This is a genomic window from Novosphingobium clariflavum (assembly GCF_026420865.1).
In the GTDB taxonomy this organism is placed as follows: domain Bacteria; phylum Pseudomonadota; class Alphaproteobacteria; order Sphingomonadales; family Sphingomonadaceae; genus Novosphingobium; species Novosphingobium clariflavum.
The window spans coordinates 215,510-234,655 of record NZ_JAPCWC010000002.1 but is presented as its reverse complement, the minus strand read 5'-3'; the positions used below and the strand labels follow the sequence as shown (position 1 = coordinate 234,655).

The window sequence follows — 19,146 nt, the reverse complement described above, 5'->3', positions numbered from 1 at the left end:
GCAGGCGAAATGACGCAAGGATCGGGAGAGAAGCGAATGCAGGACAGGATCTGGCGCGTGGTGCAATGGGCCACGGGCAACATCGGCAGCCGCGCACTGCGCACGGTGATCGAGCATCCGCGCATGGAGCTGGTGGGCCTGTGGGTGTCCTCGCCCGGCAAGGTCGGCAAGGACGCCGGCGAGCTTTGCGGGCTGCCGGCGACCGGGGTGAAGGCGACCGGTTCGCTGGAGGACATCGTCAGGCTCGATGCCGACTGCGTGCTTTACATGCGGCAGGGCACCGACTGGGACGAGCTTTGCGCGCTGCTGGAATCGGGCAAGAACGTTGTCACCACGCGCGGCGACTTCCACAATCCGCGGCTGATGGACAAGGACCTGCGCGCCCGCATCGAGGCGGCCTGCGCGAGGGGCGGCACGTCGATCCATTCGACCGGATCGAGCCCCGGTTTCGTTACCGAGGCGCTGGCTATCCCCTTGCTCTCGCTGGAGCGCCGCCACGGCGTGCTGACCATCGACGAATATGCCGACGTCTCCAGCCGCGATTCGCCCGAGATGCTGTTCCAGGTCATGGGCTTCGGGGCTGAAATGGCGCCGTTCGACCAGCGCCGGGCCGAGCATCTGAAAGGCGAGTTCGGCGCTTCGCTGTCGCAGGTGGCTGATGCCATGGGGCTGGAGATCGATGCGATCGAGGCCTTCGGCGAGCTTTCGGCCACCAAGCGGGATCTGGCCATCGCTGCGGGAACGGTGCCGGCGGGGACGGTCGGGGCGATGCGCACGACCATAACCTGTCTTTCCGGAGGCGAGCCGGTCATGCGTTTCCGCGCCAACTGGTACGTCACCACCGAAATCGAGCAGGACTGGGATCTGCGGGAATCGGGCTGGCGGGTGACGACCGGCGGCGATGCGCCGGTGCGCATGGAAATCACCTTCCCGGTTGCGCCCGAGGACTATGCGGCCTTCACGCCGGGGCTCACCGCGCATCGCCCGGTCAACGCGATTCCCGCCGTCTGCGCCGCCGCGCCGGGGATCAGGACGACCGTGGACCTGCCACAGATCGTCCCGATCTTCGCCTGACTTATCGTTGCTCGGGCGCGGTCGCCTGATCGCCCCCGAGCACGCGGTAGAGCGTGACGCGGTTGCTGGCGACGGCGAGGCGCACCGCGATTTCCTGCTTGCGCGCGGTATAGAGGCTGCGCTGGGCGTCGAGGTTGTCGAGCGAACTGGAGATGCCCTGCTTGTAGCTGGCCTCGGTCAGCTTCGCGCTGTCGGCGGCCGCGCCGGAGTAGGCGCTGGCCGCGCGCAGGCGCTCGGCAAGCGTGCCCTGGTCGGCCAGGGCATCGGCCACTTCGCTGAACGCGGTCTGGATCGACTTCTCGTAGGTCGCCAGCGCCGCATCGCGCTTGGCTTTCGAGACGTCGACATTGGCGGCCTTGCCGCCGGCGTTGAAGATCGTCCAGCTGGCATCCGCGCCCGCCGTTGCCGAGAATGCGCCCTTGTCGAACAGCGAGGACAGCGCGCCGCTGGCAAAGCCGAGCAGGCCGGTGATCGAGATCGAGGGGAACAGCTGCGCGCGGGCCACGCCGATGTCGGCATTGGCGGCGCGCAGGGCGTATTCGGCTTCGACGACGTCCGGACGGCGCAGCAGGACCTGCGAGCTGGTGCCGGCGGGCAGGACGGCGAGCGAGGCGTTCACTTCGTCGATGCCGCCGGGCAGCAGGCTCTGGTCGAAGTCGGCGCCCACCAGCAGGCGGATCGCGTTGATGTCCTGCGCCAGTGCGGTCTTCTGCACGGCGAGGTCGCCTCGGGCGGTCTCGAGAACTTGTTCCGCTTGCCGAAGGTCCGTGCGCGGGGCGATGCCGCCCTTGAGGCGGGCACCGGTCAGCGTGACCGAGCGTTCGGCATTGGCGGCCGTCGCCTCGGCGATCTTCAGGAGATCGCTATCGGCACCGTAATTGGCCCAGGCCTGCGCGAGATCGGCAACGAGGCCGAGGCGCACGGTGCGGGCATCGGCTTCGGTCGAGACGGCGGTATCGCGCTGGGCCTGCGTGGCGCTTGCATACTTGCCGAAGAAATCCAGTTCGAAGCTGGAAATGCCGCCCTTGAGCGACAGCGCGGTGCTGTCGCCCGAGCCGTTCACTTGCGTGCGGGTGCCCGATCCGGTCACGCCGAGCGCGGGGATCTGGTCGGCGCGGGTGACGCGCACTTGCGCCCGTGCCGCTGCCACGTTGGCCGCGGCCACCCGCAAGTCGCGGTTGTTGGCGAGGGCCTGTTCGACCAGCTTCTGCAAGCGTGGATCGCGGAACACGTCCGAATAGGACACCAGTGGCAGGCTGGCCTCGCTCTGCGCGAGATAGGCGTCACCCACCGGCCATGACGCCGGGGCGGGAAGCGGCGGCTGCACGTATTTCGGCGCCATCGAGCAGGCGGCAAGTGCCAGCGCGGGCAGGGTGAGCGCCATGCGCTTCAGCATGCGGGCGCGGATCATGCGGCGTCTCCCTTGGCGGCGCGGCGATTGCGAAGATAGCGGTGTGCAACGGCCATGCCTTCGCGGACACTGCGACGAACGATGACGAAGAACAGCGGGATGAAGAAGATCGCCAGCAGCGTTGCCGTCAGCATGCCGCCGACGACGGCGGTGCCGATGGCGATGCGGCTGTTGGCGCCGGCTCCACTGGCGACGGCAAGCGGAAGCACGCCGAAGATAAAGGCGAAGCTGGTCATCAGGATCGGACGCAGGCGGATGCGCGCGGCTTCGAGCGCCGCCTCGATCACGCGCTTGCCCTGCTTTTCGGCCTGTTCGGCAAACTCGATCATCAGGATCGCGTTCTTGGCGGCAAGGCCCATCGTCGTCAGCAGGCCGATCTGGAGGTAGACGTCGTTTTCGAGGCCGCGCAGCGTCACCGCGAGGATCGCGCCCAGCAAGCCGAGCGGGATGATCAGGATCACCGCAATCGGGATCGACCAGCTCTCGTAGAGCGCGGCAAGGCAGAGGAATACGACCAGCAGCGACAGCGCGTAAAGGATCGGTCCCTGGCCCGAGGAGAGGCGCTCCTGATAGGACGAGCCGGACCAGGCGACAGCGGTGCCCGGGATCTGGCTGGCGAGGTCTTCCATGATCTGCATCGCCGTGCCCGAACTGACGCCCGAGGCCGGGGTGCCCGAGAATTCGTAGGCCTGCAGGCCGTTGAAGCGCGACGAGGTACTGGGCGCCGTCGACCAGCTGATCGACGAGAAGGCCGAGAACGGTGCCATCTGCCCGTCCGTGCCGCGCACGAACCAGCGCGAGAGGTCTTCGGGGCGCGAGCGGAACTGCGCATCGCCCTGGACGTAGACACGCTTGACGCGGCCCTTGTCGAGGAAGTCGTTCACGTATGTGCCGCCCCAGGCCGTCTGCAGCGTGGAGTTGGCGTTCGCGGCGGTCAGCCCGTAAGTGGTCAGAGCGCGTGTGTTCATCGCCACCTTGAGCGTGGATACGTCCGGAAGGTCGCTGAGGCGCACGTTGGTGAGGCGGCTGTCCTCGCCCGCCTTGGCCAGCAGTTCGTCACGGGCCTGCTGGAACTGCGCGCGGGTCATGCCCGAACGGTTCTGCAGTTCCATGGTGAAGCCTGCGGACGAGCCGAGGCCGCGGATCGCGCCGGGTACCAGCGTGAAGACCTGGGCGTCGCGCAGCCCGCGGAAGGCGCCGTTGGCGCGCTGGACGATGGCGGCCGCGGTGTTCTTCGCGCCGGGGCGCTCTTCCCAGTCGACCAGGGTGATGAAGGCGGAGCCGGTGTTCTGGCCCGACGCGCCCATGCCGCCGCCCGAGAGCGACAGCATTGTCGCGATATTGTGCTTCTCGTACGTCTGGAAATAGGTCTCGATCTGCTTCTGCACTTCTTCGGTGCGCGTGCGCGGCGAGCCTGCCGGCAGGCGCCACTGCACCATGATCGTGCCCTGGTCCTCGTTCGGGAGGAAGCCGGTGGGCAGGCGCTGGAACAGCATGAAGGTGGCAACGCAGGCGATCGCGAACAGCCCCAGCCAGCGCCACTTGTGCTGCACGACACGCTCGACGCGGCGGGCATAGGCATTGGTCATGCGCTCGAAGCCGGAGTTGAACCCGGTGTGGAAGCGGTGCCAGAGGCGTGCCAGCCAGGGCAGGTGGCGGTCCACCCAGGTGGGTTCTTCCTCGCCCTCGGTCTTGGGCTTGAGCAGGGTGGCGGTCAGCGCCGGGCTCAGGATCAGGGCCACCAGCACCGAGAGCACCATGGCCACGACGATCGTCAGCGAGAACTGGCGGTAGATCACGCCGGTCGATCCGCCGAAGAAGGCCATCGGCAGGAACACCGCCGAAAGCACCAGCGCGATGGCGACCAGCGCGACCTGGATTTCCTGCATCGACAGGATCGTCGCCTGCCGGGGCGTCATGCCCGGGTTTTCCTCAAGCAGTCGCTCGACGTTCTCGACCACGACGATGGCATCGTCGACCAGAAGGCCGATCGCCAGCACCAGGCCGAACAGCGTGAGCGTGTTGATCGAGAAACCGGCGACGTAGAACACCGCAAAGGTGCCCAGCAGCACGACCGGAACCGCGATCGCGGGGATCAGCGTGGCGCGCCAGCTTTGCAGGAACACGAACATCACGATCACGACCAGCACGATCGCCTCGAACAGCGACTTCTCGACTTCGGCCACCGAGAGCTTGATGAACGCGGTGGAATCGCTGCCGTACGTGTAATCGAGGCCGTCCGGCATGCCCTTGGCGAGATCGGCCATGGCCGACTTGACCCGCTCCGCCGTCGCCAGCGCGTCGGCGCCGGGCGAGAGCGAGATCGAGATGCCGGCGCCGGGATGGCCGTCGATGCGCATGATCGTGCTGTAGTTCTCCGCGCCGATCTCGACACGGGCGACATCGCCGATGGTCACGGTGGAGCCGTCGGTGTTGGTCTTGAGCACGATGGCGCGGAACTGGTCGGCCGTCTGCAGGCGCGAGCCGGCGGTGACGATGGCGTCGATCGACTGGTCCTGCGGCGCGGGAAGGCCGCCGATCTCGCCCGCGGCGACTTCGGTGTTCTGCGCGGTGATGGCCGAGGTCACGTCGCTGGGCATCAGCGAAACCGCCGCCAGCTTGGTGGGATCGAGCCAGATGCGCATCGCGTGCGGGGCGCCGAACACGTTGACGTCGCCGACACCCTCGATGCGCGAGAGCGGGTCCTGGATGTTCGAGGTCAGGTAGTCGGAAACGTCCTGGTTGGAACGGCCGTTGCTCTTGTCGTAGACGCCGACCATCAGCAGCTGGTCGGGGTTCGACTTGGTGACCGTCACGCCCTGGCTTTGCACCGCCTGCGGCAGGCGCGAGAGCGCGGACTGGACCTTGTTCTGGACCTGGACCTGGGCGATGTCGGGATCGGTGCCCTTGGCGAAGACCGCGCTGATCGTCGCCTGGCCGCGGTTCGAGGACTGCGACGAGAAGTAGAGCAGGCCGTCGATGCCGGTCAGCTGCTGCTCGATCACCTGGGTGACGCTGTTCTCGATCGTTTCCGCCGAGGCGCCGTTGTAGGTCGCGCGGATGTTGACCTGGGCCGGGGCGATGTCGGGGTACTGCTCGTTGGGCAGGAAGGCGAGGGCGCCGAGCCCCGCCATCATCACGATGATGGCAAGGACCCACGCGAAGATCGGCCTGTCGATGAAGATGCGCGACATGGGAGGATCAGTGGCCCTTGGCTGCGCCGGGCTTGCCGGACTGGGGCTTCACTTCCTGCGGCGCGGTGGAAAGCACGGCCTTGATCTCGGCGCCTTGCTTCAGGCCATTGAGACCCTGGACGATCACCTTGTCGCCGCGCTGCAGGCCGGAGGTCACGACCGAGTTGGGCCCGTTCGTCCGGTTGGTCTCGATCTTGCGGCGCGCCGCCTTGCCGTCGGCACCGACTACCATGACGTAAGCCGAGCCGTCGAAATCGCGCTGCACGGCGTTCTGTGGCACGAGGAAGGCATTGGGGTCGTTGGCCTGGTCGAACACCGCCGAGACGAACATGCCGGGAAGCAGCAGGCCGTCGGGATTCGGGAACTCGGCGCGCAGGGTCACGGTGCCGGTGCCCTCGTCCACGGTCACTTCGGAGAAGCGCACGGTGCCGGGCAGCGCGTACTGGCTGCCGTCATCGAAGGTGAGGTGCACGGTGGTGCTGCCGGGGATGACGCCGCCGGCCGCCAGCTTGCGGCGCAGCGCGGTGATTTCGGCGGCGGACTGCTGCATGTCGACGTAGATCGGGTCCATGCGCTGGATCACCGCGAGCGAATCGGTCTGGCTGGCGCTGGCCAGCGCGCCGACGGTGATCAGCGAGCGGCCGATGCGGCCGCTGATCGGCGCCGGCACGGTGGTGAAGCGCAAGTTGATCTTCGCGGTGTCGAGCGTGGCGGCGTTCTGCGCGATCGAGGCCTTGGCCGAGCGCGCGGTCGCCAGTGCATCGGCGTAGTCCTGCTTGGCCACGGCCTCCATGTCGGCCAGCGGCTTGTAGCGCTGGGCCTTGGCGCCGGCGGCCTCGGCCGTGGCACGGGCACTGGCGAGGTCGGCGGAGGCCTGGTTCACCGCGGCGCGGTAGAGGCTGGGGTCGATCTGGTAGAGCGGCTGCCCGGCCTTCACGAGGGTGCCCTCGGTGAAGAAGCGCTTGACGATCACGCCGGTGACCTGCGGGCGCACTTCGCTGGTCTCATAGGCCACGGTGCGGCCGCTCAGCGTCACCGCGACGGGCACCGTCGAGGGCTGGGCGACGATGTAGCCGACTTGCGTGGGCGGGCGCTTGTCATCCTTCTTTTCGCCCGAGCAGCTGACAAGCAGCGAGGCGATGACCAGCGTCAGCGCGGTCCGGCGGAAGGGAAGGGCGGAAAGAGGGGCTGGAATCGTCAAAGGCATGGTCGATTTCAAGTTGCGCACCCGATCACGGAAAAGTGCGCGAGCTATCGAGGCAATCGGCGACGACCGCAAGACGGCAATTCGCAAGTGCGACAATTTGTGACCGAATGCACATTTATGCAATTGTGTGGCGCAGGCTGGCGATTTTCCCGCTAGAACGGGGAAGGTTCGAGCCATGTCAAATCGTTGCTGTCGGTGCGCCTGGCATTGACGCGGCGGCATGCGGGTGGGAGCCGGGGTCCAAGGCGCTGCCCCCGCGCAGGCGGAACGATGGAGCATGGCGCTGCCGAGAAGAGAGGTGAGAGTGCCGCATTTCCGTTCGCCCCGTCTGGCCGTGCAGGCCGCGTCGTTGCTGCTCCTGCTCGGGCTGGTGCAACTGGGAGGCAGCATCGCCTTCTATCAGGCCATCGACCGTCAGACGCTGCGCGAGGATCACGCGCGGCGCATCGCCGAATTGCTGGTGGTGAGCGACCGGCTGCACCGTCTGGACGCGCAGCGAACGGCCGGGGTGATGTCGACGCGGCATCTCGATGCGCGCGTGGATGCCGTGCCTGCGGTGCCGCACATGGGACAGGGGCGGACGCTGCAGCTGATCGCGGGGCAGGTCGTGCACTGGGAGCCGGGTCTGGCGGCGCGGCCGCTGCATCTTGCCTTCGCGGACAAGCACGGGGGCGGGCGCGATCTGGTGGGCTCGATTCGCCTTGCCGACGGACAGTGGCTGAACTTCCGTTCGCGCGACTTCGGGGCAATGTGGCCGATCGCGCTGAGGGCAACGATCCTGACGTTCTTCACTGCGCTCGCCTGTCTTGCGGTGGGGCTGCTCTTGCTGCGGCTGCTGACCCGGCCGCTGAGGCGCCTTGCGCTGGCCGCCGATGCCATCGGCCACGGCCAGCGCGTGGAGATCGACGAGCGCGGTCCCGAGGACCTGCAGAACCTCGCCCATGCCATGAACATGATGCAGGAGCGCATCGCCCGGCTGCTCGAGGATCAGGCGCGCTCGTTCGAGGCGATCAGCCATGACTTGCGCACGCCGCTGGCGCGCCAGCGGGTTGCGGTGGATCTTATCGACGACCGCGAGATCTCCGAGATCGTGGCGGGCAGCATCGATGAGATGGAGGGGCTGCTGGCCTCGCTTCAGGGCTATCTGCGTGCCCAGCATCTGGCCAGCGAGGCCGAGGCGGTCGATCTCGCGGCGCTGACCGGCGCGGTCGCGGCGCCTTATGCGGGGCGGGTCCATGTGCTGGGGCCGAAGGCGGCCATTGTCACCACTTATGCGGAACCGGTTCGCCTGGCGCTGGCGGCGCTGGTGGAGAATGCCGTGCGTTATGGCGGCGAGGCGGATGTGCGGATCGGCCGGATTTCCGGCGCATGGGAGATCGAGGTCGAGGATTCCGGCCCCGGCATTCCCGCAGCGCACTTCGAGGACGTGCTGACGCCGTTCTTCCGCCTCGACGAGGCGCGCAGCCGCGATACGCCGGGATTCGGCCTGGGCATTCCCACCGCGCACCGTTTGATGATGCGGTTTGGCGGCAAGCTGTCCTTCGTGGAGCGAGCGGAAGGCGGCCTGAGGGCCAGTTTGACCATACCCGAGGCCTGACCATACCCGAGGCCTGACCCTACTGGACGTCTGGCAGGGCGCTGCGAAATTTCAGGGAGCGGAAAAGGAAAAGGCACCACTTCCTGATGAGGAAGTGGTGCCCGGGGACGGGATCGAACCGCCGACACCATGATTTTCAGTCATGTGCTCTACCAACTGAGCTACCCGGGCATCCCTGGTCCGGTGCGGTGCCGAAGCGTCCGTACCGTGTCGGTGGCGGGCCTATGGCGAAGGCAGCGGACCTTGGCAACCTTAAAATGACATCGGGTCTCAATCGTCCTGTGGAAAAATATGCGATTGCGACAGCTCGGGCAGGTCCGGGTCGGCGGGTTGGCCGGGCAGGGCATAGCCGTCGTCGAGCCATTTCAGCAGATCGCGGTCGCGGCAGCCCTTGGAACAGAACGGGGTGTGCTCTTCGCTGCGCGGATTGCCGCAGATCGGGCACTTGCGGGTCTTGGTGGTCATGACGTGATCGCCTGCGCGAATCCGCCGGTGAGCGCAAGCGCGGCGTCCTCGCGCCATTGCAGGGCGCGGCCGGTGCGGCGGGCGAGTTCGGCCTCCCACTGCGGCAGGACTTTGGCCCGCACGCGGGGATGGGCGGTGAGCAGGAGGGTGCCCGGCTGCGCGACACGCTCGGCCTGGCGCAGCAGCAGGCGGGCGCAGGCACCCGCAGGATCGTGGCGCAGGCGGTGGAGAATCGAGGGGCGTTCCAGCCGGGCGACGAGCTGCACGAAGCCGAACCCGTTCATTGCCGTGGACTGGTGCGGCCAGTGATCGAGCGCTTCGGCCAGCGCCTGGTCGACGGCCTTGCGCTCGTCCTTGCGCTCCAGCGTCGGGAAATCGATGCCGATCGATCCGCCAAGGTCAAACTGTTCCAGCGCACGGGCGATTGCCGGCACGGCCGCACGGGCAAGGGCGGCAGGGGGCAGGGTGCCGTCGATGTCGATGAGCGTCATCGCCGGGGTCGGGATGACCAGCAGTGCGCCGCCGTCGAACAGCACTTCGCCCGCAAAGGCCTCGGCGAAGAGTTCGGGCCACGGATCTTCGGGCCGGGGGGATTCGGGGCCGGGATTTCCGGCAAAGTTGCGCAGGCGGCGTACGGGCATGCCGTCAGCGCGCAGCGATTCGCTGAGCGCGGGGGCCGGGCGCGGGGCCAGTGCGCTGGGCCGCGCCTGGGCGCGCTTGAGGCGGCCGGTCTCGGCCATCGCGGCGCGGGTGACGATCAGCCGGATCGGTGCGCCTTCACTGGCGTCGGCGGGAAGTGCGTCGACCAGTGCTTCCTCGCCCGAGGGGAAGCGGGCGGTGCCGCGCTTCGCCCCCTTGCTGCGACTGACAAGCACGGCATCGGCCACTTCGCCGGACTTCAGGCCGGTGTGCCATTCCAGCCGGGCGGCCAGAACGGTGCCGTGATCGACGAGGACCGCGCGGGTCTCGCCGATCCCGTCCTCGACCAGCCATTCAGCCAATGGCGAAGCCGGCTGCCTTGAGCAGCGCGCGCGTTTCGAACAGGGGGAGGCCGACGACGCCGGAATGGCTGCCGGAAATCCAGGTGATCAGCCCTTCGGCGCTGCCCTGGATGGCATAACCGCCTGCCTTGCCGTGCCACTCGCCGCCGGCGATATAGGCCTCGACCTCATCCTTCGAGAGCGACTTGAAGCAGACGATCGTTTCGGACAGCCGCTCGCGCAGGGTGCCGTCGGGGGATCTGAGGGCAATGGCGGAAAGCACGCGGTGGCGGCGGCCCGAGAGCAGCGCGAGGCATTCGCGTGCGGTCTTCTCGTCCTCGGCCTTGGGCAGCACGCGGCGTCCGCAGGCAACCACCGTGTCGCCTGCCAGGACATGCATGGCGTCCGCAGTCACCGCCAGCGCCTTCTCGCGCGCCATGCGGCGGGCGTAGGCGCGCGGATGTTCGCGCGGGTCATGCGTCTCGTTGATGTCGGCGGCGACGACGGCGTGCGGCGTCACGCCAAGCCGCGCGATCAGTTCGCGCCGACGCGGGCTCGCCGAGGCAAGCAGCAGGCGCGGTCCGCCGGAAACGTCGTCCACCGGAATGGGGCCAGCCGAAACGATAGCGTCCCCTTCAGGGGACGCGGCATCAGTACTGACCGGGGCCACCGCGACCAGGCATGAAGCGGTAGGTGATACGGCCCTTGGTAAGGTCGTAAGGGGTCAGTTCGACGAGGACCTCGTCACCGACGAGCACGCGGATGCGGTTCTTGCGCATCTTGCCGGCGGTGTGGCCCAGGATCTCGTGGCCATTTTCGAGCTCGACGCGGAACATCGCGTTGGGAAGCAGTTCGACCACACGGCCGCGCATTTCGAGAAGTTCTTCTTTCGCCATCGGCGATCAATATCCGTAAGCTAGCTTTGTCGTTGGGGCGCGACATAGCCACGACTCGCCGAAAATGGAAGCCTTGGCGAACATTCGGTTGAATTGACCGGATTTCACCTTCTTGGAGTCTGTTTGCAAAATGCCCGAAAGGGCATTTTTGGTCCGGCACCGGCCCGCTCCCCCACCCGACCACCCACAGGATACTGCCGATGGGCGGTCGGCCCCCTCAGCAAAAAGGTCCCCCGGACCTTTTTGAGTTCTTCGGGACGGGAGCGGGCCGGTGCCGCGAAATTCGCTTTCGCGAATTTCCAAACGGTCTCTTGTACGGCCCTTGCGACAAAATGTTACCGCAGGTCGGCTTGCGGCTGTTTCGCACTCGCGGCATCTGCCCTGCGGGGAATAGCGACCCTGTCTTTTGGCGGAGATCCGAGTTGCGTAGTGTTCATACGATCGCCTTTGCGGCGGGCGTCAGCCTGTCGGCGATGGCTCCTGTCCTGGCCCATGCGCAGGATGGGCCGGTGGTGTCCACCTGCAGGCTGAGCACTGTGCACGATGATGCGGCGGAAGCGCCCGGTGGCGCCGAAGGCGCGCCGGCCAGTTCCGCGGCGCCGGAATCGGATCCCGAAGCGGAGGCGAATGCGCAAGGCACGGTGACGATCGTGCCCACCACGCGCGGCAAGGACATCGTCGTCACCGCGGCGCGGGTCGCGGGGCAGCTCGATGTGCCGCAGCAGCCGATCCAGACCTTCGACGAGGACGACATTGCCGCTTACGGCGTCAACTCGATCAGCGAATTGATCGATGCGATCTCGCCGCAGACCGGCAGCGGCCGCGGGCGGGGAAGCGGCGGGCCGGTGATGCTGGTCAACGGCCAGCGGATCACCAGCTTCCGCGAGATGCGCGACATTCCCCCCGAGGCGATCCGCCGTCTGGAAGTCCTGCCCGAGGAAGTCGCCCTGCGTTTCGGCTATGCTGCCAACCAGCGGGTCGTGAACATCATCCTCAAGAAGAAGTTCGACGCCGCGACGCTCGCCGGGGAGTACAACCGCCCGACACGCGGCGGCTATGACAATTACGAAGCGCAGACCGGGTTGTTCAAGGTGGCCGGGCCGCGCCGCTACAACGTCAGCGCCAAGTATACCGATACCTCGATGCTCACCGAGAACGAGCGCAACGTCACCCAGGCCGAGGGCAGCGTTCCCACCGTCGCGGGGGATCCCAGCCCGGCGCGTTATCGCAGCCTTGCGGCAGCCGATTCCGAATTCGCGCTCAACGCGACGATGACGCAGGGCATCGGCAAGGACGGCCTCGACGGCTCGTTCACCACCAACGCCGCCTTCACGCATTCGGTCGCCAACAGCTGGTCGGGCCTCGATACGGTCACGCTGGTGCAGGACGGCGATTCGGCGATCCGCGCCTTGCCCGATCCGCTGGCGACACGGGTGGAGACCAACCAGTTCCAGGCCGGGCTTGGCTATAGTCGCATGCTCGGCACTTGGAACTTCAACGTCACCAATGATGCCGGCTACACGATCACCCAGACCGACACCGACCGGCGCCGGGATACCTCGGGTCTGGTCGTGGCGGCGGCGGCGGGCGATCTGGCGATCGACGGGGCGCTGCCGTTCGTGCCGGGTGCCGGCGTGGACGAGGCGCGCAACCGCACCGCGACGCTGTCCTCGATGGCGACGCTTTCCGGCCGTCCTTTCGCGATGCCCGCGGGCGATGCCAACCTGACGTTCAAGGGCGGCTACGACTATACCCATAGCAGCAGCGACAATTCCGCCTCGCAGTTCGGCAGGATCGGCCTGACGCGCGGCGATCTCTCGGGGCTCGTCAACCTCGCGCTGCCGCTGACCAGCCGCAGCCGCGATGCGCTGGGGGCGGTGGGCGACATCACGCTGAACCTCAGCGGCGGGCTCGATCACCTCTCGGACTTCGGCACGCTCTACAACTGGAGCGCGGGTGTCACCTGGGCGCCGACCGACAGGCTGAGCTTCCAGGCAAGCTATATCGTCGAGGAAGCGGCGCCCACGCTCACCCAGCTCGGCGCGCCGATCGTGCAGACCTACAACGTCTCGGTCTACGACTTCACCCAGAACCGCACGGCGCTGGTGACGGTGACGAGCGGCGGCAATCCCGATCTGGTCAAGGAGAAGCAGCGCGACATCAAGCTGGGGGCGACCTGGCAACTGCCGTTCCTGCAGCGCTCCAACCTGATGGTGGAGTACTTCCACAACCGATCGAACGACGTCTCCGAGGCCTTCCCGATGCTGACCCCGGCGGTGGAATCCGCCTTCGCGGGCCGGGTGACGCGCGATGCCGACGGTAACCTGATCGCGCTGGACCGCCGTGCGGTGACCTTCGATCAGGAAACCAGCTCGCGCATCCGCTGGGGGCTCAATCTCTCGGGCAGCATCGGCGGGCAAGGGCAGGGCGGTCCGGGCGGATTTGGCGGGCCGCCGCCGGGCGGGCCTCCTTCGGGGGGATCGGCCGGTGCCGGTGCCGGTAATCGAGGCCCTGGTGGTTCTGGCGGTCCGCCGCCGATGATGGGCGGTGGTCGCGGGCCGCAGGGCACCCGCTGGAACCTCTCGATTTACCACACCTGGCGCTTTACCGACCGGGTGCGGATCGCCGAGGGCGTGCCCGAACTCGACCAGTTGAACGGCGAGGCGCTGACGGCGGGCGGGGTGCCGCGCCATGCCATCGAGGCCGAGGGCGGCCTGTTCTCCAACGGCTACGGCTTCCGCCTGAAGGCCGAGTGGGATGCGCCCAGCACGGTGGACGGCACCGGCGCGCCGGGCAGCACCGACTTGCGCTTCGGCAGCACCTTCGTGGCCAACCTGCGCATCTTCGCCGATCTCGGCCGCAAGGAAGAGCTGGTGAAGAAAGTGCCGTTCCTCAAAGGCATGCGCGTATCTTTGGTGGCCGACAACCTGCTCGATTCGCGCCAGAAGGTCACCGATGACAATGGCCTGACGCCGATCGCCTACCAGCGCGCCTATCGCAGTCCGCAGGGCCGCGTGATCGGGATCGATGTGCGCAAGATGTTCTGAGAATTTGTTTGAAAATTCGCCACAGGCGAATTTCGCGCCGCCGGGCCGCTCCCCCAACCTGCCACCCATAAGCAGTATCCTGCGGGTGGCAGGGTGGCGGAGGGCCCCGGTGCCGCATCAAAAATGCCCCACCGGCACTTTTCAAACGGACTCTGAGGATTGATCCGTGCCGGGACTACCCGTTGCGGAACGGATAGCCTATCTGGCGGGCATGGCGCGAACACCTGCCGGAACTCCCGAACACCCCAAGGGCACCGCACGCTTCAACGAGGAGCAGGCGACCTCGGCCCTGCGCGGTTCAGACCAGCCCGACCTGATGAAAGGCGTGGAGGCGATCCGCGAGGTCGTGCGCACGCTGCCCGCCAAACCCGGCGTCTACCGCATGCAGGACGCGCGCGGCGACGTGCTCTATGTCGGTAAGGCCCGTGTGCTGCGCAACCGCGTGACCAATTACACGCAGTGGGAACGCCTGCCGATCCGCCTGCAGCGCATGGTCAGCCAGACGCGCAGCATGACCATCGTCACCACCAATTCCGAGGCCGAGGCGCTGCTGCTGGAAGCGCAGCTGATCAAGCGCTTCCGCCCCGCCTACAACGTGCTGCTGCGCGACGATAAATCGTTCCCCTTCATCCTGCTGCGCGCCGAGCATGCGTTTCCGCGCATCATGAAGCACCGCGGCGCGCGCAAGATGAAGGGCAATTACTATGGCCCCTTCGCCAGCGCCGGATCGGTCAACACCACGATCAACGCGCTGCAAAAATTGTTCCTGCTGCGCTCCTGCACCGACAGCTTCTTTGCGCGGCGCGACCGGCCCTGCCTGCTGTACCAGATCAAGCGCTGCTCGGCGCCCTGTGTCGGCCGCATCGACGAGGCGGGCTACGGCGAACTCGTCAAGGAGGCCAAGGACTTCCTCGGCGGCAAGTCGAGCGCGGTGCAGAAGAAGATCGAGAGCCAGATGGCCGAAGCCGCCGAAGCGCTGGACTTCGAGCGCGCGGCGATGCTGCGCGACCGCCTGCGCGCGGCGACTTTCATCCAGGGCAGCCAGGCAATCAATGCCGAGGGCATGGACAGCGCCGACATCTTCGCGATGGCGGCGAAGAACGGCCAGATCGGCGTGCAGGCTTTCTTCATTCGCGGCGGCCAGAACTGGGGGCACCGCGCGTTCTTCCCGAGCCATACCGAGGGACTGTCGGAAGAAGAGGTGTTCCAGAGCTTTCTCGCCCAGTTCTACGAGGAAGTGCCGCCCGCGCGCACGATCCTGGTCGACCGCGAACTGCCCGAGGCCGAACTCATGGCCGAGGCGTTCCGCGAACTGGCGGGCGGCAAGGTCGAGATCTCGGTCCCTCAGCGCGGCAACCGCCGCCGGCTGATGGATCAGGCCCTGCGCAATGCGGTCGAGGCGCTCGACCGGCGCATGGCAGAACGCGGATCGCAGGCGAAGATCTGGCGCGAGATGGCCGAATTCCTCGAACTGCCGGACCTGCCGCAGCGCGTGGAAGTCTACGACAACTCGCACATTCAGGGCAGCAAGGCGGTCGGCGCCATGGTGGTGGCGGGGCCGGAGGGCTTCCTCACCAGCCAGTACCGCAAGTTCAACATCCGCGAGGCGCAGTCGAACGACGACTTTGCGATGATGCGCGAAGTCATGACCCGCCGCTTCGGCCGGGTGCAGGAGGAAGACCCGGAGCGTGAAAGCGGCACCTGGCCCGACCTCGTGCTGATCGACGGCGGCAAGGGGCAGATGAGCGCGGTGAAGGACGCGCTGGAGGAACTCGGCATCGAGGACGTCAACCTCATCGCCATCGCCAAGGGCCCCAACCACGGGCGCGAGGGGCGCGAGGTGTTCCACTTCCCCGACGGGCGCGAGAAGATGCTGCCGGTCAATTCGCCGCTCTTGTTCCATCTCCAGCGCCTGCGCGACGAGGTTCACCGCTTCGTCATCGGCGCCCACCGGGCCAAGCGCAGCCGCGCGATCACGGCCAGTCCGCTGGACGAGATCCCCGGCATCGGCCCGGCGCGCAAGCGCGCGCTGCTGCTGCACTTCGGCACGGCGGGCAAGGTGAGGGCGGCCAGTCTGGAAGACCTCCAGCGCGCGCCCGGCGTCAGCGCGGCGGTGGCGCAGACGATCTACGATTTCTACCATCCGGGCGGGTGATCGGGCGCCTGCCGCGGCCATGGACGGGGCGGTGCAATGACGAACCGCCGATTCCAATCGACGAACGACATGGGGCGTGGTTGGCTCGCTCCGTGCCTTCGCGCTACCACGCGCGCATGACTGGCGCGGCGTCCTGCCTGCGCAAACAGTACCCGATTTCTCGGAGCATCCCTCTTCATGCGTTCTTCCCTGCGTAGTCTTGCCACGGCCGGTGCCGTGATTGCCTTTGCCGTTTCCGCCCACGCTTTTGCCGCCAATGCGCCCGCCGCGGCAACGCTTGCCCCGCTGCCCGAAACCGTGCCGAGCGACCTGCCGCGCAATGCCCGTCCGACGCATTACCGCATCGAAGTGACGCCCGACGCGCAGGCGCTGACCTTCACCGGCAAGGTCTCGATCGACGTCACTGTCTTTTCCGCCACCGACGCGCTGACGCTGCACGGCAACGGCCTTGCGGTGTCGGGCGCTGCGCTCGTCGGCGCCGACGGCAAGCCGGTCGCCCTGACCACCACGGCAGACGAGGCCGCGCAGACCCTGCGCTTTGCCGCCCCCAAAGCCATCGCGCCGGGACAGTACCGCCTTGACGTTGCCTATGCGGGCAAGATCGGCACGCAGCCCTCGGGGCTCTTCGCGCTCGACTATCCCGACAAGCGCACCGGCAAGGAAGTGCGCGGCCTGTTCACCCAGTTCGAGGCACCCGACGCCCGCCGCTTCGTGCCGAGCTTCGACGAGCCCAGCTACAAGGCGACCTTCGACCTTTCGGCCATCGTTCCGGCTGACCGCATGGCGCTCGGCAACATGCCGGTGAAGGGGCAGGAAATGCTCGCCGGCGGCCTCAAGCGCGTGACCTTCGCGACGACGCCGAAGATGAGTTCCTACCTGCTGTTCTTCGGCATGGGCGATTTCGAACGCTCGTCGCAAAAGGCGGCGGACGGCGTCGACGTCGGCATCGTCGCGCCTGCGGGCAGCGGCGCGCAGGCCGATTATGCGCGCGAGGGTCTCGCCCAGATCCTGCCGTGGTTCGATGACTACTTCGGCGTCAAGTTCCCGCTGCCCAAGCTGGACAACATCGCCGCCCCCGGCACCTCGCAATTCTTCGGTGCGATGGAGAACTGGGGCGCGATCATGACCTTCGAGCGCATCCTGCTGCTCGATCCCAAGACCACCAGCCCCGCGGGCAAGCAGAGCATCTACAGCGTGCAGGCCCACGAAACCGCGCACCAGTGGTTCGGCGATCTGGTGACGATGGCCTGGTGGGACGACATCTGGCTGAACGAGGGTTTCGCCAGCTGGTTTGCCGCCAAGGCGACCGATCACTTCAATCCGGACTGGAACTGGAAGCTGGGCGCCGTCGACGGCCGCGAAGGCGCGATGGCGCTCGACGCGCTGCCGACCACGCACCCGGTGGTGCAGAAGGTCCGCACCGTTTCGGAAATGGAGCAGGCCTTCGATTCGATCACCTACCAGAAGGGGCAGGCGGTCATCTCGATGCTGGAGGACTACGTCGGGCCCGACACCTGGCGTGACGGCATGCGCCTCTACATGAAGCGCCACGCCTACTCGAACACCTCCAGCCGCGATCTCTGGGCGGCGATGGAAGATGCCGGTGGCAAGGACGTGGACCGCATTGCCGAGGCCTTCACCCACACGCCGGGCGTGCCGCTGCTGCGCGTCAACGCGGTGTCGTGCCAGAACGGCCAGACCCGCCTCGACCTCACGCAGGATGCCTTCTCGCTCGACCCCGCCGCGCGCGGCACGACCGCGCCGGTCTGGCCGATGCCGCTGCTGGTGCGCGTGGGTGAGGCAACCCCGGCCCGCCACCTGATGGCGGAACGCAGCGAAAGCATGACGCTGGCCGGTTGCGGCCCGGTTCTCGTCAACGCAGGCCAGCTCGGCTACTATCGCACGCTCTATCCGGCCCCGGCGATCAAGGCGCTGGTCGCCTCGTTCGGCAAGCTGGCCCCGATCGACCAGTACGGCCTTGCCCGCGACAACCTCTCGCTGGCGCTGGCGGGGTATCAGGACATGGCGGTCGGTCTCGACTTCCTCTCGGCGTTCTCGCCCGGTGCCGACGCGGTGCTGTCCGCCAACGTCGCGGAGCGCTGGCAGGCGGTCTACGGTCTGCTCGACGGCGATTCTGCGAAGCCGGCCCGCACGGCGCTGGGCGCACGCATCTCGAAGATCTGGGCGCCGCGTCTCGGCAAGCTGGGCTTCGACGGCACCGCCGGCGAGCCGCTGGTCGACACCGAACTGCGCGCGCAGCTGATCGAGACGCTGGGCGCGGTGGGCGAGGCCAAGGTCGTGGCCGAAGCGCGTCGCCGCCTTCAGGGCCTGACGACGAACCCGCAGTCGCTCGACGGTCCGCTCAAGGGCACCTGGCTCTCGGTCGCCGCCGCCAACGCCAACCGCGCCGACTGGGAACTGCTGCGCAAGCAGGCCGCCGGCGCCACCAGCTTTGTCGAGCGCCAGATGTACTACTCGAACCTCGGCCTCGCCAAGGACGACGCGCTGGCCAGGGAATCGCTGGCCTTCGCGATCTCCGGCACGCCGGACGCCACCAGCGCCTCGCAGATCATCACCTCGGTCGCCCGCGGGCACCCGGAAATGGCCTTCGACTTCGTGCGCGCCAATCAGGCCAAGGTCGACGCGCTGATCGAACACTCGGGCCGTGCGCGCTTCTTCGCACGCATCGTGGCGTCGAGCACCGATGCGGCGATGGTCGGCAAGATCGAAGCCTATGCCGCCACGCTTCCGGCCGACGAGGCCAAGCCGGTGGTGCAGGCGCTGACCGCGCTCAAGGAGCGTCTCGCCAACCGTCCGCGTCAGCGGGAGCAGGTGGCTCAGTGGGTCAAGTCTGCGAAGTAAGTAAGGGGGAAGGTTAGAGCGTTTTTCGAACGGAGTGGAACACGCAGTGACTCGGAAAAACGCGGAAACCAAAGAATCTGGAGAGCCCGATCTGATTCAATCAGATCGGAAAGCGCTCTAGAAGCAGGGGGAGCATAGCCCCCCTGCACCCCCAATACCGTCTTCGTCGTGCCCAGCCTATCCGTCTTGCGCTGACGGAGAGCCGGGAGACAAAATGGCCTGCGGCAGCAACGAGCGCGCAACCGATAGGCGAGACGC

At 67.3% G+C, this 19,146-nt stretch carries 12 protein-coding genes and 1 tRNA gene; 5 read left to right on the top strand and 8 right to left on the bottom strand.

What is annotated here, in order from left to right; translation table 11 throughout:
- Positions 1 to 36: 36 nt before the first annotated feature.
- The gene (locus tag OKA11_RS03435) at positions 37 to 1,074 is read left to right on the top strand and encodes an NAD(P)H-dependent amine dehydrogenase family protein (protein WP_267218819.1); all 1,038 of its coding nucleotides are present in this window, start codon (positions 37 to 39) and stop codon (positions 1,072 to 1,074) included.
- Between the two features lies 1 nt (position 1,075).
- Here the strand turns inward: OKA11_RS03435 and OKA11_RS03430 are convergent, their stop codons facing one another.
- From OKA11_RS03430 to OKA11_RS03420, 3 genes are read right to left on the bottom strand one after another with little or no spacing between them, the layout of a single operon-like run.
- Entirely contained in the window at positions 1,076 to 2,485 is a 1,410-nt protein-coding gene (locus OKA11_RS03430; protein WP_267218818.1) for an efflux transporter outer membrane subunit, read from the bottom strand.
- Positions 2,482 to 5,679: a multidrug efflux RND transporter permease subunit gene (locus OKA11_RS03425; protein ID WP_267218817.1), complete on the bottom strand. Its 3,198-nt coding sequence runs from the start codon at positions 5,677 to 5,679 to the stop codon at positions 2,482 to 2,484. The genes OKA11_RS03430 and OKA11_RS03425 overlap by 4 nt, the downstream gene beginning before the upstream one ends.
- A 7-nt stretch (positions 5,680 to 5,686) precedes the next feature.
- Positions 5,687 to 6,886, bottom strand: a complete 1,200-nt coding sequence (locus OKA11_RS03420; protein ID WP_267218816.1) for an efflux RND transporter periplasmic adaptor subunit — start codon at positions 6,884 to 6,886, stop codon at positions 5,687 to 5,689.
- 304 nt (positions 6,887 to 7,190) lie between these two features.
- Between OKA11_RS03420 and OKA11_RS03415 the strand changes: the two genes are divergently transcribed.
- Positions 7,191 to 8,483 (top strand): sensor histidine kinase, encoded by a 1,293-nt coding sequence (locus tag OKA11_RS03415; RefSeq protein WP_267218815.1) that lies wholly within the window; start codon positions 7,191 to 7,193, stop codon positions 8,481 to 8,483.
- Positions 8,484 to 8,578: 95 nt separating this feature from the next.
- Here the strand turns inward: OKA11_RS03415 and OKA11_RS03410 are convergent.
- The 5 genes from OKA11_RS03410 to infA form a co-directional block, all read right to left on the bottom strand.
- A tRNA-Phe gene (locus tag OKA11_RS03410) sits at positions 8,579 to 8,654 on the bottom strand.
- A gap of 99 nt (positions 8,655 to 8,753) precedes the next feature.
- Positions 8,754 to 8,948, bottom strand: coding sequence for a DNA gyrase inhibitor YacG (locus OKA11_RS03405; RefSeq protein ID WP_267218814.1), 195 nt, complete (start codon positions 8,946 to 8,948; stop codon positions 8,754 to 8,756).
- On the bottom strand, positions 8,945 to 9,949 hold the full coding sequence (locus OKA11_RS03400) for a ribonuclease E/G (RefSeq protein ID WP_267218813.1): 1,005 nt from the start codon (positions 9,947 to 9,949) through the stop codon (positions 8,945 to 8,947). Before OKA11_RS03400 ends, OKA11_RS03405 begins: the two co-directional genes overlap by 4 nt.
- Positions 9,942 to 10,598: a Maf family protein gene (locus OKA11_RS03395; protein ID WP_379489379.1), complete on the bottom strand. Its 657-nt coding sequence runs from the start codon at positions 10,596 to 10,598 to the stop codon at positions 9,942 to 9,944. Before OKA11_RS03395 ends, OKA11_RS03400 begins: the two co-directional genes overlap by 8 nt.
- Positions 10,579 to 10,824 carry a translation initiation factor IF-1 gene (infA, locus tag OKA11_RS03390; protein ID WP_007014967.1) on the bottom strand — a complete coding sequence of 82 codons (246 nt, stop codon included), beginning with the start codon at positions 10,822 to 10,824 and terminating at the stop codon, positions 10,579 to 10,581. Before infA ends, OKA11_RS03395 begins: the two co-directional genes overlap by 20 nt.
- Before the next feature lie 422 nt (positions 10,825 to 11,246).
- On the opposite strand from infA, the gene OKA11_RS03385 reads away from it, so the two are divergent.
- The 3 genes from OKA11_RS03385 to OKA11_RS03375 all read left to right on the top strand — a co-directional run bounded on the left by OKA11_RS03385 (position 11,247) and on the right by OKA11_RS03375 (position 18,888).
- Positions 11,247 to 13,871 carry a TonB-dependent receptor gene (locus OKA11_RS03385; RefSeq protein ID WP_267218811.1) on the top strand — a complete coding sequence of 875 codons (2,625 nt, stop codon included), beginning with the start codon at positions 11,247 to 11,249 and terminating at the stop codon, positions 13,869 to 13,871.
- Between the two features lie 211 nt (positions 13,872 to 14,082).
- Positions 14,083 to 16,026, top strand: coding sequence for an excinuclease ABC subunit UvrC (uvrC, locus tag OKA11_RS03380; RefSeq protein ID WP_267219001.1), 1,944 nt, complete (start codon positions 14,083 to 14,085; stop codon positions 16,024 to 16,026).
- Positions 16,027 to 16,203: 177 nt separating this feature from the next.
- Entirely contained in the window at positions 16,204 to 18,888 is a 2,685-nt protein-coding gene (locus OKA11_RS03375; RefSeq protein WP_267218810.1) for a M1 family metallopeptidase, read from the top strand.
- The last annotated feature ends 258 nt before the right edge of the window (positions 18,889 to 19,146 follow it).